General features: G+C 70.2%; 18 protein-coding genes. 11 read left to right on the top strand and 7 right to left on the bottom strand.

What is annotated here, in order from left to right; all coding sequences use genetic code 11:
- Positions 1–6: 6 nt before the first annotated feature.
- The 3 genes from ACZ5WE_RS18720 to ACZ5WE_RS18730 are packed head-to-tail and all read left to right on the top strand — an operon-like array spanning position 7 to position 5,955.
- Positions 7–813: a biotin/lipoyl-containing protein gene (locus ACZ5WE_RS18720; RefSeq protein ID WP_467694749.1), complete on the top strand. Its 807-nt coding sequence runs from the start codon at positions 7–9 to the stop codon at positions 811–813.
- Between the two features lie 35 nt (positions 814–848).
- The gene (locus ACZ5WE_RS18725; protein WP_467694827.1) at positions 849–3,095 is read left to right on the top strand and encodes an NHLP family bacteriocin export ABC transporter peptidase/permease/ATPase subunit; all 2,247 of its coding nucleotides are present in this window, start codon (positions 849–851) and stop codon (positions 3,093–3,095) included.
- Between the two features lies 1 nt (position 3,096).
- Positions 3,097–5,955: an NHLP bacteriocin export ABC transporter permease/ATPase subunit gene (locus ACZ5WE_RS18730; RefSeq protein WP_467694747.1), complete on the top strand. Its 2,859-nt coding sequence runs from the start codon at positions 3,097–3,099 to the stop codon at positions 5,953–5,955.
- Between the two features lie 20 nt (positions 5,956–5,975).
- Here ACZ5WE_RS18730 and ACZ5WE_RS18735 read toward each other — a convergent pair whose 3' ends face one another.
- From ACZ5WE_RS18735 to ACZ5WE_RS18745, 3 genes are all read right to left on the bottom strand, one after another.
- Entirely contained in the window at positions 5,976–7,154 is a 1,179-nt protein-coding gene (locus ACZ5WE_RS18735) for a serine hydrolase domain-containing protein (protein WP_467694745.1), read from the bottom strand.
- Positions 7,155–7,333: 179 nt separating this feature from the next.
- Positions 7,334–7,849 (bottom strand): lytic polysaccharide monooxygenase auxiliary activity family 9 protein, encoded by a 516-nt coding sequence (locus ACZ5WE_RS18740; protein ID WP_467694743.1) that lies wholly within the window; start codon positions 7,847–7,849, stop codon positions 7,334–7,336.
- Positions 7,850–7,989: 140 nt separating this feature from the next.
- Positions 7,990–8,337, bottom strand: a complete 348-nt coding sequence (locus ACZ5WE_RS18745) for a DoxX family protein (protein ID WP_467694741.1) — start codon at positions 8,335–8,337, stop codon at positions 7,990–7,992.
- Between the two features lie 316 nt (positions 8,338–8,653).
- On the opposite strand from ACZ5WE_RS18745, the gene ACZ5WE_RS18750 reads away from it, so the two are divergent.
- Positions 8,654–9,577: an NADP-dependent oxidoreductase gene (locus tag ACZ5WE_RS18750; protein WP_467694739.1), complete on the top strand. Its 924-nt coding sequence runs from the start codon at positions 8,654–8,656 to the stop codon at positions 9,575–9,577.
- 76 nt (positions 9,578–9,653) lie between these two features.
- A complete protein-coding gene (locus ACZ5WE_RS18755; protein WP_467694737.1) occupies positions 9,654–10,592 on the top strand; it encodes an AraC family transcriptional regulator in 939 nt (312 codons plus the stop codon).
- Here ACZ5WE_RS18755 and ACZ5WE_RS18760 read toward each other — a convergent pair.
- Together ACZ5WE_RS18760 and ACZ5WE_RS18765 are read right to left on the bottom strand one after the other, a co-directional pair.
- Positions 10,589–11,059: a carboxymuconolactone decarboxylase family protein gene (locus tag ACZ5WE_RS18760; RefSeq protein WP_467694735.1), complete on the bottom strand. Its 471-nt coding sequence runs from the start codon at positions 11,057–11,059 to the stop codon at positions 10,589–10,591. The genes ACZ5WE_RS18755 and ACZ5WE_RS18760 overlap by 4 nt on opposite strands.
- 131 nt (positions 11,060–11,190) lie before the next feature.
- Complete coding sequence (locus tag ACZ5WE_RS18765; RefSeq protein ID WP_467694733.1) at positions 11,191–11,943, bottom strand: sulfite exporter TauE/SafE family protein; 753 nt, start codon at positions 11,941–11,943, stop codon at positions 11,191–11,193.
- 230 nt (positions 11,944–12,173) lie between these two features.
- On the opposite strand from ACZ5WE_RS18765, the gene ACZ5WE_RS18770 reads away from it, so the two are divergent.
- Positions 12,174–13,100, top strand: coding sequence for a LysR family transcriptional regulator (locus ACZ5WE_RS18770; protein ID WP_467694731.1), 927 nt, complete (start codon positions 12,174–12,176; stop codon positions 13,098–13,100).
- 98 nt (positions 13,101–13,198) lie between these two features.
- A complete protein-coding gene (locus tag ACZ5WE_RS18775; RefSeq protein WP_467694729.1) occupies positions 13,199–14,161 on the top strand; it encodes an ankyrin repeat domain-containing protein in 963 nt (320 codons plus the stop codon).
- Positions 14,162–14,185: 24 nt separating this feature from the next.
- Here ACZ5WE_RS18775 and ACZ5WE_RS18780 read toward each other — a convergent pair whose 3' ends face one another.
- Positions 14,186–15,295 (bottom strand): sugar ABC transporter substrate-binding protein, encoded by a 1,110-nt coding sequence (locus ACZ5WE_RS18780; protein ID WP_467694727.1) that lies wholly within the window; start codon positions 15,293–15,295, stop codon positions 14,186–14,188.
- A gap of 234 nt (positions 15,296–15,529) precedes the next feature.
- Between ACZ5WE_RS18780 and ACZ5WE_RS18785 the strand changes: the two genes are divergently transcribed.
- Positions 15,530–16,735 (top strand): carboxylesterase family protein, encoded by a 1,206-nt coding sequence (locus ACZ5WE_RS18785; RefSeq protein WP_467694725.1) that lies wholly within the window; start codon positions 15,530–15,532, stop codon positions 16,733–16,735.
- Positions 16,736–16,764: 29 nt separating this feature from the next.
- Here ACZ5WE_RS18785 and ACZ5WE_RS18790 read toward each other — a convergent pair whose 3' ends face one another.
- Positions 16,765–17,688, bottom strand: a complete 924-nt coding sequence (locus tag ACZ5WE_RS18790) for an MBL fold metallo-hydrolase (RefSeq protein ID WP_467694723.1) — start codon at positions 17,686–17,688, stop codon at positions 16,765–16,767.
- A 78-nt stretch (positions 17,689–17,766) separates the two neighbouring features.
- Between ACZ5WE_RS18790 and ACZ5WE_RS18795 the strand changes: the two genes are divergently transcribed.
- The 3 genes from ACZ5WE_RS18795 to ACZ5WE_RS18805 all read left to right on the top strand — a co-directional run bounded on the left by ACZ5WE_RS18795 (position 17,767) and on the right by ACZ5WE_RS18805 (position 20,368).
- Positions 17,767–18,195: a MarR family winged helix-turn-helix transcriptional regulator gene (locus ACZ5WE_RS18795; RefSeq protein WP_467694721.1), complete on the top strand. Its 429-nt coding sequence runs from the start codon at positions 17,767–17,769 to the stop codon at positions 18,193–18,195.
- A 277-nt stretch (positions 18,196–18,472) separates the two neighbouring features.
- The gene (locus ACZ5WE_RS18800; RefSeq protein WP_100598391.1) at positions 18,473–18,676 is read left to right on the top strand and encodes a cold-shock protein; all 204 of its coding nucleotides are present in this window, start codon (positions 18,473–18,475) and stop codon (positions 18,674–18,676) included.
- A gap of 162 nt (positions 18,677–18,838) precedes the next feature.
- Entirely contained in the window at positions 18,839–20,368 is a 1,530-nt protein-coding gene (locus ACZ5WE_RS18805; RefSeq protein WP_467694716.1) for a DEAD/DEAH box helicase, read from the top strand.
- Positions 20,369–20,403: the final 35 nt, after the last annotated feature.

Here is a 20,403-nt window from a genome sequence, read left to right on the forward strand (position 1 = left end):
CGTTCCGTGCAGTTCCGCCAACAGGCCCTGTCCAAGCTGCAGTCGCCCGAGGAACTCGACCTGCCGGTGCGCTACGCCCGACCCCAGGGCCTGCTCGTGCTCGCCGTCACCGTCGTCGTCATGGCCGCCGCCGGCGTCTGGGCCGTGACCGGCTCGATCTCCTCCACACTGCGCGCACCCGGCATCCTCACCCACGGTCAGGGCAGTTACGTCCTGCAGAGCCCCGTCACCGGACAGGTGACGCGTGTCCTCGCCGAAGAGGGAAAGCGGGTCGCCGCGGGCGCTCCCGTGCTCAAAGTCCGTACGGACCAGGGCGACAAGGTCGTACGCTCCATCGCCGCCGGCCGTGTGTCCACACTGGTCGCCAGGATCGGCACCGTCGTCACCACCGGCGCCGACGTCGCGACCGTCGAGCGGGTGTCGGGCAGCGACGACCCCCTCCTCGCGATGCTCTACGTACCGGCCGACAGCGCCGCCACCGTCCCCGTCGGAGCCTCGGTGGACCTCACGGTCCAGTCCGTGCCCACGCAGGAGTACGGCATGCTGCGCGGCCGCGTGAAGGCGATCGGCCGAACCGCCCAGAGCGAACAGAAGATCAGCGGATTCCTCGGCGACAAGGAACTGGCCGGGCAGTTCAGCAAGGACGGGCCACCCGTGGCCGTCCTCGTCTCGCTCGAACCCTCATCGGCCACCAAGTCCGGCTACTCCTGGTCGACCGCGGGCGGCCCTCCCTTCACGCTCGACTCCATGACCCCGGCCACCGGCGCCTTCCACCTCGCCGAGCAGCGCCCGATCGATTGGCTGCTTCCGTGACCGCACCGCACCCCTCCCCGGAGCACCAGCAGCAACTGCCGCCCCCCGGCGGCCGTCGCAGACACCGCCCCGAGCCCCAGCGGGGCCGCCGCCGCGCCGCAGCCCCGCGCCCCGCGTCGAAGGGCAAGCGGCACAAGACCGTCCGTACCCCCACCGTCCTGCAGATGGAAGCCGTGGAGTGCGGCGCCGCCGCGCTCGCCATGGTCCTCGCGCACTATGGACGGCACGTCCCGCTGGAGGAGCTGCGCATCGCGTGCGGCGTGTCCCGCGACGGCTCGCGGGCCAGCAACCTCCTGAAGGCGGCACGCAGTTACGGCCTCACGGCCAAGGGCATGCAGATGGAACCGGCCGCGCTCGCCGAGGTGAGGGCGCCCGCGATCCTCTTCTGGGAGTTCAACCACTACGTCGTCCACGACGGCATGGGCCGCCGCTTCGGCCGTCGCGGCGTGTACATCAACGACCCGGACAAGGGGCGCAGGTTCGTCCCCTCCGAGGACTTCGACACCAGCTTCACCGGCGTCGTCCTGGTCCTCGAACCGGGCGAGAACTTCCGCCCCGGAGGCCGCAAGCCCGGCGTCATGCGGGCGATGCCCGCGCGGCTGCGCGGCACCACCGGCACCATGCTCGCCGCGCTCTTCGCCAGCCTGCTGCTCGTCGCGGTCGGCGCGGCACTGCCCGCGCTCAGCCGGACGTACATCGACTTGTTCCTGATCGGCCATCAGACATCTCTGCTGGGCGCCCTGTTCGCGTCGATGGGCGCGATGGTGGCGCTCACCGTCATCCTCACCTGGCTGCAACAGGCGAACCTGCTGCGCGGACGCATCATCTCCTCCACGCTGAGCAGCGCCCGCTTCCTGCGCCACCTGCTGCGCCTGCCCGTCACGTTCTACGCCCAGCGCAGCCCCGCCGACCTCGTCCAGCGGCTCGCCTCGAACGACGCGGTCGCCGAGACCCTGGCCCGCGACCTCACCGCAGCGGGCGTCGACGGCATCGTCGTACTCCTCTACGCGGCCCTGCTGTGGACGTACGACCCCCAGCTCACCCTGGTCGGCGTCGGCATCGCCCTGCTGAACATCGTCGCGATGCGCATCGTCATCCGGCTGCGGGCCACCGGCACCCAGAAGCTGCGTGCCGACAGCGCCAAGCTCACCAACACCTCCTACACCGGCCTCCAGTTGATCGAGACCATGAAGGCCACCGGCGGCGAGAACGGCTACTTCCGGCGGTGGGCGGGCCAGCACGCCACCACCCTGGAGGAGCAGCAGCGCCTCGGTGTGCCGAGTGCCTGGCTCGGCATCGTCGCGCCGACCCTCGCGACGCTCAACAGCGCCCTGATCCTGTGGATCGGCGGCCTGCGCGCGGTGGAAGGTCACCTGTCGATCGGCCTGCTCGTCGCGTTCCAGGCGCTGGTCACCCGCTTCACCGCGCCGATCACCCGCCTCAACGGCGTCGCGGGCCGCATCCAGGACTTCGGCGCCGACGTCGCCCGCCTCAAGGACGTCGAGAACTTCCCCGTCGACACCCTCTACTCCCGCCCGGAACCAGCCGCGAGCACCCGCCGCCTCAAGGGCCACGTCACGCTCGACGACATCACCTTCGGCTACAGCCCCCTCGACAAGCCGCTCCTGACGGGCTTCTCCCTCGCGGTCGGCCCCGGACAGCAGGTCGCGCTCGTCGGCGGGTCGGGCAGTGGCAAGTCGACCGTGTCCCGCCTGATCTCGGGGCTCTACAGCCCCTGGGAGGGCACGATCCGCATCGACGGACAGCGTCTTGAGGACATCCCGCGCGGAGCACTCGCCGCCTCCGTCTCCTTCGTCGACCAGGACGTCTTCCTCTTCGAGGGCACCATCCGCGACAACGTGGCGCTGTGGGACCCCTCCATCCCGGACGACGCCGTCGTCGCCGCCCTCAAGGACGCCTGCCTGTTCGACATCGTGGCCCGCAGGCCCGGCGGCATCCACGGCCGCGTCGAGCAGGACGGCCGCAACTTCTCCGGCGGGCAGCGCCAGCGCCTGGAGATCGCGCGCGCCCTGGTCCGCCGGCCCAGCATCCTCGTGCTCGACGAGGTGACCAGCGCCCTGGACGCGGAGACCGAGCAGGTCATCATCGACAACCTGCGCCGCCGCGGCTGCGCCTGCGTCGTCATCGCCCACCGCCTGAGCACCGTGCGCGACAGCGACGAGATCGTCGTCCTCGACCACGGCTCGGTCGTGGAACGCGGACGCCACGAACACCTCGTCGCCGCCGGCGGACCCTACGCCGACCTGGTCAAGGAGCACTGAGGTGACCTCGGTACCGGAGCAGTACACCCCGTACACGGACGATGCGGTCGCCGCCGCCTTCGGCGCGCTCGGCACCCCGGCCGACTGCACGGGCCTGCGCAGCGTGCACCTCGAAGGACCGCAGGTCCTCTGGCTCGTCGTGGCCGGCGCGCTCGATCTGTTCGCGGTCGACGCCGTGCAGCAGGGCCACTGGTACTTCCTCGGCCGCCTCGAACCGGGCACCCTGCTCCTCGGCCCCGTCGAGGGCCCCCAGCACACCCTCGTCGGGCGCCCGCTCCAGGGCTGCGAGCTGCGCCGCATCCCGCTGCGCGAGCTGTACCGCCCCGACTACGGCGACACCTGGGCCTACGAGCAGCAGTACCCCAGTCAGTACGACACCCAGGACCAGGCCCTGAGCCTGCTCGAGCACGCCTTCGCGCTCGGCATCGGACGCAGCCACCGGGTCCTGTTCGAGGCGCCGCTCGACGGCCGCACCATGGCCGACGACGTGGTGACCGACGACGACATCCTCTGGATGCCGGTCGCGCCGGGCAGCGTGCAGTACGGCTCCGCCTACAGCTCGGAGGCCGCGGGCGATCTGCTCGTCGACGCCTCCATGTGGCAGCGCATGGTCAACCAGCAGTACCGGCTGCTCTCGACGCTCGACCGCTGGATCGAACGCCTGGAGCGGGCCCACGAGGACCGCACCGCGGCCGGCATCAAGGCAGGCGAGAAGGTCCGCGAGCAGGCCGACCGCACGCTGATCGCCTCCATCGGCCGTTCGGGCAGGGGTAGTTCACGCGGCGCCGACTCCCGCGGCGGTGACGACGCGACGTACGCCGCCTGCCGCCTGGTCGCCGAGGCGGCGGGCATCACGCTGTCCGGTGCCGCGGAGGGCGGCGCGGTCAGCGACCGGATCGACCCCGTGGAACAGGTCGCGGTGGCCTCGCGCATCCGCACCCGCGCCGTGCGGCTCGACGGGCGCTGGTGGCGCGAGAACACGGGCCCCCTGGTGGGACACCGCGCGGCGAGTGGGACGCCGGTCGCGCTGCTGTGGCGGCGCGGCGGCTACGAGTCCGTGCACCCCACCTCCGGGCGGCGCACGCGCATCGACAAGACCAACGCGGAGGAGTTCGAACCGCAGGCGGTCATGTTCTACCGCCCGCTGCCGGAGCGGGCGTTGACGCCGTGGCGGCTGTTCCGCTTCAGCCTGCGGGGCACCGGCGGCGACGTACGCAATCTGGCCATCGCCGGTCTGGTGACGGTGGCGATCGGGGCGCTGGTGCCGATCGCGACGGGACAGGTGCTCGGCGTGTTCGTCCCGAACGGCGAGAAGAGCCTCATCGTCCAGGTGTCCCTGGCGGTGATGATCACGAGCATCGTCTCCGCGGCCTTCATGCTGCTCCAGAACCTCACCATCCTCCGGATGGAGGGCCGCATGGAGAGCACCCTCCAACCAGCGGTCTGGGACCGCCTGTTGAACCTCCCCACCCGCTTCTTCGCCTCGCGCTCGACGGGTGAACTGGCGAGCGCGGCGATGGGCGTCAGCGCGATCCGCCGGGTGCTTTCGGGTATCGGGCCCGTCGCGCTGCAGGCGGGCACGATCGGTGCGATGAACCTGGTCCTGCTGCTCCTCTACAGCGTCCCGCTGGCGCTTGCCGCGCTGGCGATGCTGGTGGTGATCGCGGCGGTGTTCCTGACCCTGGGCCTGTGGGAGCTGCGCTGGCAGCGCCGCCTGGTAGAGCTCTCCAACAAGCTCAACAACCAGGCGTTCCAGACGCTGCGAGGCCTGCCCAAACTCCGCGTCGCCGGGGCGGAGAGCTTCGCGTACGCGGCGTGGGCGGGGGAGTTCGCCCGCAGCCGGGAGCTGCAGCAGCGCGCGGGCCGCATCAAGAACGTCACGACGGTCCTCAACTCGGTCTATCTCCCGCTCTGCACGCTCATCATGTTCATCCTCCTCGCGGGCCCGGCCCGCGGCAGCCTCACGGCGGGGGAGTTCCTCACCTTCAGCACGGCGGTGACGATGCTCCTCACCTCCGTCACCCAGCTGACCGGCGCACTGATCTCGGCGGCAGCCGTGCTCCCGATGTTCGAGCAGATCAAGCCGGTACTGGACGAGGCCCCGGAGGTGCGGGGCGCGAGCACGCAGCCGGGCGAGCTGCAGGGCGAGATCGAGGCCCGCGCCCTGTCCTTCCGCTACGCGGACGACGGCCCCCTGGTCCTGGACGACGTCTCCCTGTCCATCAGGCCGGGCGAGTTCGTCGCGGTCGTCGGCCCCAGCGGCTGCGGCAAATCGACGCTCCTTCGCCTGCTGATCGGCTTCGACAAGCCGGTCTCGGGCAGCGTCCTCTACGACGGCCAGGACCTCTCCGCCCTGGACCAGGCGGCCGTCCGGCGCCAGTGCGGCGTCGTCCTGCAGAACGCGCAGCCACTCACCGGATCGATCCTGGACTGCATCTGCGGCGCCGAGACGTTCACGCAGGAAGAGGCGTGGGAGGCAGCGGCGATGGCCGGCCTCGCCGAGGACATCAAGCGCATGCCGATGGGCCTGCACACGATGATCTCCGGCGGCGGAGCCGTCTCCGGCGGCCAACGCCAGCGCCTGATGATCGCCCAGGCCCTGATCCGCCGCCCGCGCGTCCTGTTCTTCGACGAGGCGACCAGCGCCCTGGACAACGAAACGCAACGCACGGTCATCGACAGCACCCGAGCCCTGAACGCCACCCGCATCGTCATCGCCCACCGCCTCTCCACGGTCATGGACGCGGACCGGGTCATCGTCATGTCGGAGGGCCGAGTCGTCCAACAGGGGCCGCCCGCGCAGCTGTTGGCGGATACTGGCGGGCGGCTGCATGAGCTGGTGCGGCGGCAGATGCAGTGAGGTGGCGTCGGCCTGCTGCCTCACGCCCCGGCCGCGTACCGCCAGAAGTCCCGCATCAGCTCGGGGAAGCTGGGCCCGCCCATCTGCAACTGGCTGAACATGAGCGAGACCGCGCCGGTGGACGGCGTGATGTGTGCCGTCGTGCCCGTGCCGCCGACCCAGCCGTAGCGACCCGGCACGGTCCACGGTTCGACGGCCTCGACGTCCACCGCGCCGCCGAAACCCCAGCCCATTCCTTCGAGGAACAGGCCGGCGGACTCCCGCTCGGGCGTGGTGAGTTGATTGGTCATCATCTGCCGTACCGAGTCGGGCGCGAGCAGCCGACGGCCTTCCGTCGTCGTCCCCTCGGCGAGCAGCATGCGGCCGAAGGCGAGCCAGTCGTCGACGGTCGAGACGAGACCGCCGGCGCCGGACGGGAACGGCGGCGTACTGCTCCACTGCCCGTCCGGTGCGTCGAGCAGCTCGAGCCCGCTCCGGGGATCGCGTTCGGGCCCCGCCTCGGGCCCGGCCGCGTAGTAGCTGGTGAACCGGTCGAGTTCGGCGGGTGGCACCGAGAACGCGGTGTCGGTCATCCCCAGGGGCTCGAACAGCCGCTCCGCGAGGAACGCGGGCAGCGGCACCCCTGTGACCCGGGAGATCAGTACGCCCTGAAGGTCGGAGCTGAGGTTGTAGAGCCAGCCGTCGCCGGGCTGGTGCAGGAGCGGGATCCGGGACAGCGCGGCCATCCACGCGTCCGGCGCGGGCGCGGCCTGAGGTTGCGGAGGTCCTTGCTTCAGCTCGCTGAAGAGCGGCGCGAGCGCGGGCAGCGAGAAGTCGGACGGGAAGCCGTACCCCGTCCGGGAGGCGAGCAGATGGAAGACGGTGATGGGCCGCACCGCCGGGACCACGTCGTCCACCGGCGAGCTCGGCGTACGGACGACGCTCGGCGACGCCAGCTCGGGGAGCCACTCGCGGACGGGGGCGTCCAGCGCGATCCGGCCCTCCTCGACCAGCATCATGACTGCCGCGGCGACGATGGGTTTGGTCAGCGACGCGATACGGAAGATCGAGTCCCTGGCCATCGGGGCGGTGCCCTCGACGTCGACGGACCCGACGGCCGCGACCTCCTCGCTCCCGTCACCGCGGGCCACCAGGCCCACCGCTCCCGCCACGGAGCTGTTCCTGACGTGCGTCTCCAGAGTCCTGCGCAGATCGGCCATGCGTCCACCCTCTCAGGCGGGGCCCGGATCGCAGCGCTTTTCGTGCGCTCCCGGCAGCCGGGAGCGGATGTGAAAGCCCGGCCTGCCGGGCCGTCGGCGTGTTGACGCCGGGGCCCGGCAGACCGGGTCGGGTGGTGTGGGGGAGCCACCCGCGCGGGGATCGGTCCCCGATGGGGGGATCAGCCCCCGATGTTCACATCGATGCAGGCGTAGAAGGCGTTGGCGGTGTCGGCGATGTTCCACACCGCGAGCACCTTCTGCTTGCCGCTGAGCCCGCCGAAGTCGACCTTGTGCGTGACGGTCTCGCCCGGCTGGGCGCCTCCGTCGTCGACTTCAGCGATCTTGTTGCCGCCGACGAAGTACTGCCAGGTGCTGGTGCTGTGACGTGCCGTCAGCTTCCAGCTGAACTCCTGTGACGAGCCGACATCGGTGACCTTCCAGCCCTTGCTGTCGTCGTCGAGTTCGGCGAACCGTGAGTTGCCGCCGCTGCACGTCGTCTGCCCCTTGGGGCCTTCGACGCTCTGCGGTTCATTGGTGATCTCTCCGCAGGACACGGTGCCGGCCGCGCACTGTGCCTGACGGCTCGGGGGTGAGGAGACATAGCCGTGCGCACTGGCCGGGGTGACGGAGGCCAGGACGAGCACGGGCGCGAATCCCGCGCCCAGGGCGGCTGCCAGCTTCTGCTTCTTGTTCATCTCTGTTCCCTCTGAGTGGGGGGAGGAGGGGCGAGAGACAACCGGGCGCCTCGGTCGACTCATTGGCCTAGACCATACTGGTTGTCAGGGCTCAGTCAACCCTTCAAGTACTTCCGGTGATACGGAAGTTGCCGCTGGGGCTAGCCGGCGAAGCCCAGAGCCAGGGCGCCGATCACCGGAGCCGCGTACAGCAGGGGGAAGGGGATGTGCGCGTACCAGCGGGCCCGGATCACTGTGACGACGGCGCCGGTGAAGTACAGCGCCAGGCCGATCCCGGACGCGACGCCGACGGCCGGAACCAGCAGCCCGACCAGCAGGCCTGCCGCCCCCGCCGCCTTGGCCGCGCCGAGCCACGGCAGCCACGAGAAGGGGACGCCGTAGTCGGCCATGGGCTCCACGACCCACTTGGCGCGGAGGAAGACGGAGGCGGCCGAGAAGCCCACCATGACGGCGGCCAGGACGGTGACGACAACGTAGGCGGTGGACATCAGGAATGCTCCCATCGGGCGGGTGTCCGGCCGGACTTGCTCCGGCCGGCGTCTTGAGTGCTGCACTGCTCTGACGGGCCGCGACGCGGGAATGTGACCGAAGGGCGCCACTTGGGGTGTGGCCTGGGACACACGTGGTCGAGGATGCCTTTCGGCGAGACGTTGGGACATGTGGGCGAGACAGAAGGCCATTCAGCGGCTCATTCGATCTCCCTAGGGTTGGGGACATCAACCGGACGAACCCAGGCCGGACGAAGGCAGGCCGGACGAACCCAGGCCGGACAAACCCAGGCCGGACGAACCCAGGAGAGTTACCGTGCGCGCAGTGATCCAGAAGTCCTTCGGCGGGCCCGAGGTCCTCGAGCTCGTGGCGGCCGAACGGCCGAAGCCACTGGTCGGCGAGGTCCTCGTCAAGGTCCACGCCAGTGCCGTCAACCCGGCGGACGTGGCCGTCAGGTCCGGCGCCTTTCCGCTGCTCGGTGAGCCGCCGTTCGGCGTGGGCTGGGACATCTCCGGAGTGGTCGAGGAGGCGGGCGCGGGCGCCGTCTTCGCGGTGGGCGACGAGGTGTACGGGATGCCGCTCTTCCCCCGCGCCGCCACCGGGTACGCCGAGTACGTCGCAGCGCCGTCCCGGCAGCTGGCCCGCAAGCCCGCCTCACTCGACCACGTGCACGCCGCGGCCGTGCCCCTCGCGGCGCTCACCGCCTGGCAGGGCCTGGTGCGGGCGGCGGACGTCAAGGAGGGCGACCGGGTGCTGATCCAGCGGGCGGCCGGTGGCGTCGGCCACTTCGCCGTGCAGATAGCAAAGGCGCGAGGCGCCCATGTGATCGCGATTGCCGGCGCGAGCCGACACGATTTCCTGCGCGGTCTCGGTGCCGACGAGATCATCGACTACCGGACCACCGACTTCACCGAGGCCGTCGAGGACGTGGACGTGTTCCTCGACTCCACGGCCCAGGGCGATCTCTCGCTCGGCGTCGTGCGCCCCGGCGGCGTACTCATCAGCATCCTGGAACACGGCGACCGGGAGCTCGCCACACGTGTCGAGGCCGCCGGGCGGCGCTTCGCCGGTGTCCTGGTCGAACCGGACTCCGAGGGGCTCGAAGCGCTCGCCGAGCTGATCGACGCGGGACGGGTCCGTCCGTACGTGGAGGAGACGTTCCCGCTGGCGGAGGCAGGCAAGGCACACGAACTGGTCGCCGCGGGACACGTACAGGGCAAGATTGTCCTGACGGTCTGAACAGACCCACCGCGACGGACGCTCTGAACAGGCCGACCGCGAGGGCGGCACGCGGCACCAGGAAGGGCGAGTCCGGATGGACGTTCTCACCGAGGCACTGGCCTCGATGCGCACCGGGCACCCGGCGTCCGCACGCACCAACGGCCGCGCTCCTTGGGGCCTTCGGCTGCCGCCCGTCGCGGGCGCCGGGTTCCATGTGGTGCTGTACGGGACCTGCTGGCTGGTCCCGCTGTCCGACGCGCCGCCGCACCTGGAGCCGATTCCGCTGAACCCCGGCGATGTGATCTTCCTGCGCGGCGGGCGGAGCCACATCCTCGCCGACCACCCCTCCACGCCGGCCGAGGACTGCAAGACCGAGCAGTTTCAGGGCAGTTCACCGATCGGAACGATCACACTCGGCGGCGAGGGCGCCGAGACCAGCCTGCTGTGCGGCAGCTACCACCTGGACCAGAGGAGACCACACCCTCTGGTGCGCCAACTGCCCGAGGTGATCCATCTGCCGACGCGGCACGGCCGCCATCCGGAGCTGAGCGCCGCCGTCCAACTCCTCGGTTCCGAGCTGGAGAACCCGCGCGTCGGCTCGGACGGCATCGTGCCCACCCTGATCGACTCGCTGCTCTTCTACATCCTGCGGGCCTGGCTGGACGATCAGGCCCCGGCCGCCGCGCAGGGCTGGGCCGCTGCCCTGGATGACACGGCGGTCGCGCCCGCCCTGACGGCCATGCACGACGATCCCGCGGCCTCGTGGACGGTCGAGTCCCTCGCGGCGAGGGTCGGTCTGTCCCGCGCCGCGTTCGCCCGGCGGTTCACCGCGCTGGTCGGCGAACCGCCGATGGGCTATCTGACTCGCTGGCGCATGACGACCGCCGCCCGCATGCTGCGGGAGTCCGACGCCCCGCTGACGACGGTCGCCGACCGCACCGGGTACGGCTCGGAGTTCGCCTTCGCCAAGGCCTTCAAACGCGAGTACGGCCTGGCGCCGGGTGCCTACCGGCGCCGGAGCAGGGCGGCCTAGGCAGGCGGCTGGTAGTCACCCGCCGGCTGTTGGGTGATCACACTGAGGCGGTTGGCGGCGTTGATCAGGGCGATGAGTGAGACCAGGGCGGCGAGCTGCTCATCGTCGTAGTGCTTGGCGGCGGTCGCCCAGACGTCGTCGGGGACCCCGCCCGCCGCGTCCGCGATACGGGTGCCCTGCTCCGTCAGCGCCAGGGCGGCGCGCTCGGCCTCGGTGAAGACCTTGGCCTCGCGCCAGGTGGCGACCAGGTTCAGGCGCACCGGGGTCTCCCCGGCGTGGGCGGCGTCCTTGGTGTGCATGTCGGTGCAGAAACCGCAGCCGTTGATCTGGCTCGCCCGGAGCATCACCAGCTCCTGAGTCGTGGACGGCAGCGTCGACTCCGAGAAGATCGCCTTGCTCGCCGATGCGATGTGCTTCAAGGCCTTGGCTGCGATCGGGCTGCCGAAAAGGTTCAAGCGGGCTTCCATCGTGAACTCCTTGCCGTCTGCTGGCGGTTACACCACCTACACGCGCCGGCCCGGCCCGATTCGACAGGGAGGATTGTGACGCGCGTCTCCTTGTCGTGCGGAGCTGCTCACACGGCCACCGCAAGGGCCGCTCAAACGGCCACGGCAATCGCCGCCGTCACACCGACGACGACAATGACCCCGCGCAGGACGGCGGGAGAGAGCCGACGGCCCACCCGCGCCCCGAGCAGACCGCCCACGGTCGCGCCGAGGGCGATCACGCCGGCCACCGTCCAGTCGACGCTCGTCACGGCGATGAAGATGACCGCTGCGACGCCGTTCACGATGGATGCGAGGACGTTCTTGACGGCGTTCAGGCGCTGCAGGTCATCTCGGAGGAACGACCCGAACAGGCCCATGAGCAGCACCCCTTGGGCCGCGCCGAAGTAGCCGCCGTAGACGCCGGTGACCAGGACACCGGACCACAGCGGAATGCCGCCGTCTGCACGGCCGCGGCTGTCGCGCCGCGCGAGCCACTTCTGCAGGCGGGGCTGCAACAGCACCAGCGCGCAGGCGAGCAGGATCAGCACCGGCACCGCGGCACGGAACGTGTCGGCGGACAGCTTCAGGAGCAGGACCGCCCCCGCGACACTGCCCAGGAGCGACGCGAGTCCGAGCCTGATGAGCCGGCGCCGCTGGCCCTTGAGCTCGGCGCGATATCCGTACGCCGCACTGATCACGCCCGGGAAGAGGCCGACGGTGTTGGAGACGTTGGCCAGTACGGGTGGATAACCGAAGGCCAGCAGCGTGGGGAAGGTGATCAGAGTGCCGGAGCCGACCACCGCGTTGATGCCGCCTGCCGCGACGGCCGCGGCGGCTATGGCCACTGTCTCGAGTGCCTGCATGGATCGCCCTTCCCGGGACGGTCGGCGTACCGGAGCGCGGGCAGCCCGGGACGGAGGAGTCTGATGCGGAGCCGGCGGGTCGGCACCCGGCATGGTCCGCACGTCCTCCGGATGACGTGCGTGCCGGGCCGGGTTGCCGCCCTGGGCCCGGGAAGATCGTCTCGCTCGCCCAACACCCAAGTCAATCCTCGGATTTCCTTGCAGACCCCCAAGCTGTAGCTTCACTCGTCATGACCCTCGACGACCTGCGTGTCTTCGTCGCCGTCTGCCGAACGGGCAGCCTCAGCGCCGTCGCCCGCGACCTCTCCTGTACGCAGCCCGCGGTGAGCCAGCACATCAAGCGCCTGGAGCGAGAGCTGGGGCTCAGCCTGCTCGAACGCCACCCGCGCGGGGTTGTCCCCACTCCGGCCGGACAGCTCCTGCAGAACGCGGCGGCAGGTGGTCTCGGGGACATCGACCACGCCCTGCGCCGGCTGAGCGACCTGGTGCACGGAGAGGGCGGCTCGGTCCGGATCACCACCGGTGCCACCACGGTGCGGCACTTCATGTCCGAAGCGATCGTGGCCTTCCGTCGGCGCCACCCCCAGGTGAGCCTCGAATTCGAGACCGCGCACTCCAGCCGCAGCTGCTTCGACGCCCTCATCGCGGGCGGCCTCGACCTGGCCTGGATCACCCTCGGCACACCGGTGAAGGGCATCGAGCAGCACCCGGTCATCGAACTTCCCTGGGTACTGGCCGTCCACCGCGACGACCCCCTTGCCACCAAGCCGCTGATCACCACCGCCGACCTGGCCGGCATTCAGCTCATCGGCCTCCCGGAGAGCACGACATCCCGTGCGCGCCTGGACGCCTGGTTCACCGAGCGCGGCATCAGCCCGGCCTCCGACACCAGCGTCGCCGACTGGGACACCGCACTCCTGCTCGCCGAACTCGGCCTGGGCCACGCGATCGTCCCGGACCTGCCGGGCTGGCGCGGTCCCGGCCACCCCGACCTGCACCTGATCCCCATCCCGGAACTGCCCACCCTGTGGACCGGCTGGGCGGTACGCCGCTGGGACGCGCTGTCCCCCCTGGCCAAGGCCTTCGCCGAAACGGTCAGCGACAACTGTCCGGGCGCACGCATCCCTCATCAGGCGTCGGAGACTCGGAGGAGTTGAAGAAGCCGGAGGGGATTGTCAGTGGCGTTCTGTAGCGTTCAGTAAGTGACCGACGACGACACGACCAGACGCCGCGGTCACCCTGAGGGGGGAGTGCCATGGCTGTTGTCGATCCAGACGGCTGGGCGGGTTTCGGCTGGGACGGCTGGCGGGACCACACGCTGGTACGAGATCGGCTGGAGCGCGGGGCCGATCCGCATGTGTGGGGCGGTGGCCGCCCCCTGCACCGGGCGGCCGTGTGCGGCTCACCGGAGGTGGTCGCCGAGCTGGCCCGCCGCGTCGATGATGTCGACGCGGAGGAGGAGGGCCGCACCGCTCTGTGGGCCGCGGTCCTATCCGACCGCGCGGACAACGCCCGTGTGCTGGCCGCCGCCGGTGCCGACCCCTGGCGGACAGCGCTGGCGGGCTGGTCCCCGGGGCGGCTCAGCCTGGCGGGACCGACGCCGGACCTCTTCATGCTTCCGGCCGGCGAGCGCGGCCTGACCCCGGCGGAGTCCGCCGCCGCGACGGAGGGCAGACGGCTGACCGCGGCCCTGGGCGACGTCTGCCACGACGGCGCGGGCCTGGCGTGCGTGGCCGGGATCGACGCGGCCGAGGCCGCGCGCCGGCTGGAAGCCGCACCCTATGAAGACCCCGAGCTGGAGGTTCTCCTGGAGGACCCATGGTCGTACGACATGGACGATTCCCTGCAGATCATCGGCGCCACCGACGTACAGGGCGGCTGTGTCCTCACCCAACCCTGGGGCTACGCACCGCAGATGCCCGGAGTGCAGACCCTGCTCTCCGCGGGCACCGTCTGCTACGGCCTCTATGCCAACCCCAAGAGCGGCAACCAGGGGAGCATCGTCCGCGACGGCGTCATAGAAGGCTGGGACCTGCACCCCGGAGGCGGCCCCGACGAGGACGACTCCTCTGAGGAAGTCCTCGCCTCCTACCTCTACCGCCACAACGCCGCCGCCTACGCCTGCGCCCACGTGGGCCTGCGACCGGCCGATGCCCGCGCCGTCACCGGCCCGCCCGACCGCTGGCTCAAGCTGCCCCGGCGCGACTACTGGAACTGAGCGGCCGGCCTGCCGCTCACCGGCCTAGCCCTTCAGGCCGACCGTCGCGCACGCGGCCTTGAGCTCGGCCGTGCAGATCTCCTTGGTCTGGTAGATGCCGTCCTCGATCACCGTGGACTTGATGGTGTCCCGGGTCAGGGGGCGGACCGAGACCAGAAGGGAGGGGATGTTCTTCGTGGTGGCGTTCTCGGACCTGTCCCCGGCCAGCGCGTCGTACTCGACCATGCGGCCCTGGGAGATGCGGACGGCCATCTCCGCGGCGCCGACGGCCTCCTCGGGGTAGGGCTTGTAGACGGTCATGTACTGCTCGCCCGTGACGATGCGCTGCACGGCCGACAACTCCGCGTCCTGACCGGTGACCGGCGGCAGGTCGGTGATGCCCGCGGCCTTCAGGGCCTTGATGGCGCCGCCCGCCATGCCGTCGTTGGCGGAGTAGACGGCGGCGATGTTGTCCTTGCCGATCGCGGTGATCGCCTCGGTCATATGGGTTCCGGCCGTCTGCGGTTTCCAGCCGTCGGTGTCGTACGACTTGGCGATGTCCACCTGGTTCTGGAGCTGGGAGAGCGCACCTTCCTTGAACACGGCCGCGTTCGGATCGTTCGGTGCGCCGTTGATCATGACGACCTTGCTGTTCCGGCGGTCGTCACCGCCGAGCGCCTTCAGGATCGCCTGGCCCTGGACCTGGCCGACCAGCTCGTTGTCGAAGGCCGCGTAGCCGGAGACGGGTCCCTCGGCGAGCCGGTCGTAGGCGATGACGGGAATATCCGCTTCCTTCGCCGTCTCGACCGCCGGTGCGAGCTTCTTCGCGTCCACCGCGCTCACCAGGATCGCGTCGACCTTGTCGGCGACCATCTGGTCGAGCTGGTCGTTCTGCTTGGCGGCGTCTCCCTTGGCGTTGGCATAGACGAGCTTGCCCTTGCCGTTGGTGAGCTTCTCGACCTGCTTCTTGATGATGGGGTGGTCGAACTTCTCGTAGCGGGCCGTCTCCGTCTCGGGCAGGAGCAGTCCGACGGTGACCGCGTCACCTTTCCGCTCGGTCTGCGCCTTGTCGTCGTCCGAGTCCAGCAGGCTGCCGCATGCGGCGAGCGAGAGTGCCAAGGCGCTCACAGATACGGCGACGGTGGCTTCACGCATACGGGTTTTCATTCGCCCACTTCCTCGATCGGACCGCTCCGTCGCGATCCGAGATGGCTGAAAGCCAACCCCGGAGCGTTCCCGGCGTCAAGGAGTCAATGCATAACGAGATTGCAATGGAATGTGTGTTTCAGTTTTGAACGTCCCGTATTTACACGTGACAACGGCGGAGCCCGAAATCTACGGTGAGGGACGACGCGGAGAGGGCGTACTCGCCACGGAGGGTGCTGACGCATGACCGAGCCGACGATGACCCGCACCGGACCGATTCGCTACGCCACCGCGGAGCGCTTCGCCCGCCCGAGGCCCGTGCCGGACCCGGACCCCCGCCCCTCCAGCGGTGAGATCTGCCCGCAACTGCCCTCCAGGCTCGACGCGGTGATGGGCCCGCCCCTCGACCGCCACCCGCACGGCGAGGACTGTCTGAACCTGTCGATCACGACACCGGCCCGCGACGCGGGGGCACGCCCGGTGCTCGTGTGGTTGCACGGCGGCGGGTTCAGCAGCGGAGCCGGACTGATGGACTGGTACGACGGCGGCGCGCTCGCCGCCCAGGGCGATGTGGTGGTCGTCGGCGTCAACTACCGTCTCGGCGCGCTCGGTTACCTCTGCCTCGACGGAATCAGCGAGGGCAACCTCGGCCTGTACGACCAACTGGAAGCGCTCCGCTGGGTAAGCGCGCACATCGCCGCGTACGGGGGAGACCCCGGCAACGTCACGGTGATGGGCCAGTCGGCCGGCGCGCTGTCCATCCGCCTCCTCATCGACATGCCGGAGGCCAAGGGACTCTTCCGCCGCGCGATCCTGCAGAGCGCCCCGCTCGCGCTCGCGGCACGCCCCCGCAAGGACGCCCAGGTCCTTGGCCGCCTCTTCGCCGACTTCCTCGCCACGGATCCGCGTACCGCTGAGGTATCCGCGATCCTGGCGGCCCAGCGCGAGACGGCCCTGGCCAACATGAGCCGCTCCGGCAGCACGATGGAACCCGCGTTCACCCCGGTCGAGACCGCCGGCCCCGAACCCTGCTCCGTGTCTTTCGAGGAGAACGTGCGAGGGCTCGACATCCTGTACGGCTGGAACGCGGACGACATGACCGCGTTCCCCGGCGAGGGCGACGACACGGCGGACCTGACCCGTCGCGTCTACGAAGAACCCCTGGCCCTCTTCGGGACCCGCGCGGCACGGACGGGTGCCCAGGTGCACACATACCGCCTTGACTGGCGCCCGACCGGATCGGCGTTCGGTGCCACCCACTGCCTCGAACTCCCGCTCCTTTTCGGCTCGCGCGAGGCGTGGCGGGACTCGCCCATGCTCGGGGCGGTCCCCTGGGAGGAAGTGGACTCGCTCGGCGCGGTGCTGCGTTCCGCCTGGATCATGTTCGCGCGCACCGGCATGCCCGGGCCGGTGTCCGCACCGCTGCACCAGGGGCGGGCGCCCGCATAACCCTCACGGGTGCGGGCGAGCACCCGGCCTCACGAGCCGTCTTCGTCCAAGGGGTGCCACACGGCTCGCCCCCGCTCCGTGCGGACCCGACCGAACACCACATCGGCGAAGTGGATGCCGAAGCCGATCGTGCCGGGCTCCTGGAGCTCGCCGACGAGGCGGCGGCGGAAGTCCGCGGAACGGACGGAGTCGTGGTCGGGGGCCGCGGACCACTCGGGGTGGCCGACCTGGACGGGGGAGTGGAGCGCGTCCCCGAAGGCGATGAGGCGTCGTCCGTCCGAGCCCTGCCCGCCCGCCGTGATGACGTAGGCGGCGTGCCCGGGGGTGTGGCCGGGAACGAACCGGACGCGTACGCCGGGGAAGATCTCCTGGCCGTCCGCCACGGTCCGCACCTTCGGTGCCAGCACGGCGAGCGCCTCCTTGCTCGTGCCGTGCGCCTCCAGGAGGTGGCGTTGGGACCATTCGGGCTCCGCCACCACATAGTCGGCCCGGGTGAAGGCGGGGTGGTCGCGGCCAGGCCCGGGGTGCCAGGCCCAGCCGATGTGGTCGGTGTGCAGGTGGGTGAAGGCGACCGCTTCGATCTCCTCGGGCCTGCGGCCGAGTGCGGTGAGGTTGTCCAGGAGCGCGCCGCCCTGGATGGCGCCTATCGCGTGGCCCGGCTCGGCGGGGAAGGACTGCGGTCCGAAACCGGCGTCGATCAGGAGCGCACGGTCGCCGTGCTCCACCAGCAGGCCACCGATGCCTGCCGCGAGGTGGCCGGTGTCGTCCAGGTACTCGGGGTGGGCGGCCCAGTCCGCGTCGGTGGTGGCCGGCAGCCAGCCGCGGGGCGTGAGCTGGACGGCTCCATCTGGTACGTACGTCACCTTCGTCCCACCGAGTCGCAGGGAACGGATGCCGGAGGGCCTGCGCAGCCGTGCGGTGGCCGCGGGGTGGTGCTGGGAGGCAGTGGTCATGGGGGAACCATATGCATCTAGCTTGAATCATTCAAGCTAGCAATATTCAGGCTGGATGCACTTGCTAGGCTGGGCCGTATGACGACCCCGGAATCACAGGCCATCGCCGAGCGGCAGCTGTGCGGCCTGGTGAACGGGATGGCCGACCAGATCGCGGAGCACCTGCGCGGCCGCGCCGTCAGCCTGGGGCTCACCGCTCCGCAGGCGGCCGCTCTGCGTGAGCTCGCGGGGCCCATGACCATGCGTGAGCTCGCCGAACGCATGAGCTGCGAGCCCTCCAATGCCACCTTCGTCGTGGACAAGCTGGAGAAGCGGGCCCTGATCGAGCGCCGCCCGCACCCTTCCGACCGTCGTGCCAAGCAGCTGGTGCTCACATCGGAGGGCCTCGCGCTGCGGGAGCGGCTCCTTCGGATTCTGGGTGAGGACTCGCCCCTCGCCGCCCTCACCCAGAATGAGCAGGACACCCTGCGTGGCCTGCTCCAGCGGGCCATTTCCCGCCCCCGGTGAGACCGGAGGTCCGTAGATTTCCGCAATGTGGTGCGGGCTCAGGGCCGGTCGGGCGAAATATGTAGTGCTTGCCCGTGCCGTGAAGCCCATCTCGTGCTACTGTTGATCGTAGTTGCAGTTGTGGTTCCCATAAGACTTCAAGTGCCTTTGGTGGATCTATTCCGCCGGGCACTTTTGTATTTCCGGGAGAAGTTTTCCCGGACGGGGCAATCAACGTGGCGACGCCGGGGTTCGCACAGTGCGGGTCCCGGAGCTTGCCCCGAAGGAGATATTTAGTATGGCTACTGGCACCGTGAAGTGGTTCAACTCGGAAAAGGGCTTCGGCTTCATCGAGCAGGAGGGTGGCGGCCCCGACGTCTTCGCCCACTACTCGAACATCGCCACCCAGGGCTTCCGTGAGCTTCAGGAAGGCCAGAAGGTGAACTTCGATGTCACTCAGGGCCAGAAGGGCCCGCAGGCGGAGAACATCGTTCCTGCCTGACGCTGAAGCGTAAGACGACGCTGGTGCCCGCGCCTCAAGGCGCGGGCACCAGCTCGTTGCTGTCTGCGTAAGTTTGTCTTTTATTCGGCTCGTGCTTGCAATTCGTTCGGTTGAAATCCACCGAGAATTCCTCGATGCGTGCCATATCGAGGAAGGTTCTCCATGAACCGATCAGCTCGCACGAACGACCGCTATTCCAATCCCCGCAACAGCGGCGGCACCCGCGGTGCGGCCCCCCGCAAGGGTGGCGGCGCGCGCCCCGGCAACCGCTCCGGCGGCCAGGGACGCCGTCCCGCCGCGCCCCAGGGTGAGTTCGCCCTGCCGGTCACCATCACCCCGGGCCTCCCGGCGGCGGAGACCTTCGCCGAACTCGACATGCCGGCCCCGCTGTTGAAGACGCTCACCGGTCTCGGCGTGACCGAGCCGTTCCCGATCCAGGCGGCCACGCTGCCGAACGCCCTCGCGGGCCGGGACGTCCTCGGCCGGGGCCGCACCGGATCCGGCAAGACCCTCGCCTTCGGGCTCCCGCTCCTCGTGCGCACCGCCGGTCAGCGCGCCGAGTCGAAGCGGCCCCTCGCCCTGGTCCTCGTTCCCACCCGGGAGCTCGCCCAGCAGGTCACCGAGGCACTCACTCCGTATGCCCGGTCGCTGAAGCTGCGTATCGCCACGGTGGTCGGTGGCATGTCGATCGGTCGGCAGGCCGGTGCGCTGCGCTCCGGCGCGGAGGTGCTCGTCGCCACGCCCGGCCGCCTCAAGGACCTCATCGAGCGCAAGGACTGCCGCCTGGACCGGGTGAGCATCACCGTCCTCGACGAGGCCGACCAGATGGCCGACATGGGCTTCATGCCCCAGGTCACCGAACTGCTCGACCAGGTGCGTCCCGACGGCCAGCGGATGTTGTTCTCGGCCACGCTCGACCGCAATGTCGACCTTCTGGTGCGCAGCTACCTCCACGACCCGGTCGTCCACTCGGTCGACCCCTCCAAGGGCGCGGTCACCACGATGGAGCACCACGAACTCCATGTGCACGGCGCCGACAAGATGGCGGCCGCCACCGAGATCGCGGCCCGCGACGGCCGAGTGATCATGTTCCTCGATACCAAGCACGCCGTCGACCAGTTCACCAAGCACCTGATGGGCAGCGGTGTACGCGCCGCGGCGCTGCACGGCGGGAAGTCCCAGCCCCAGCGCACCCGCACCCTCGCCCAGTTCAAGACCGGCGCGGTGACGGTCCTGGTGGCCACGAACGTCGCGGCCCGCGGCATTCACGTCGACAACCTCGACCTGGTGGTCAACGTCGACCCGCCCATCGACCACAAGGACTACCTCCACCGCGGCGGCCGTACCGCCCGTGCGGGTGAGTCCGGCAGCGTCGTCACCCTGGTGACGCCGAACCAGCGCCGTGACATGAGCCGTCTGATGTCCGCCGCCGGGATCAGGCCGCAGATCACCCAGGTGCGCTCCGGTGAGGCCGAGTTGAGTCGCATCACCGGTGCGAAGGCGCCCTCCGGTGTGCCGATCGCCGGCAGTGCGCCCAGCACGGAGCGCCCCAAGCGCGGCGGCGCCCCCTTCCGTGGGATGGGTACGCGCCCCGGGCAGCCTGGCCGTTCCGGCGGCGGCTCTCGCCGGTCTGCCGAATCCCGCGAGATGGCTGAGGCCCGCAAGGCCGCACGAGTGCGTCGCGCTGCCTGAGCAGAGTTCTTGACCCACAGGTCAAGAATCGCCTA

The sequence above is a fragment of the Streptomyces sp. NPDC033180 genome, from assembly GCF_055577645.1.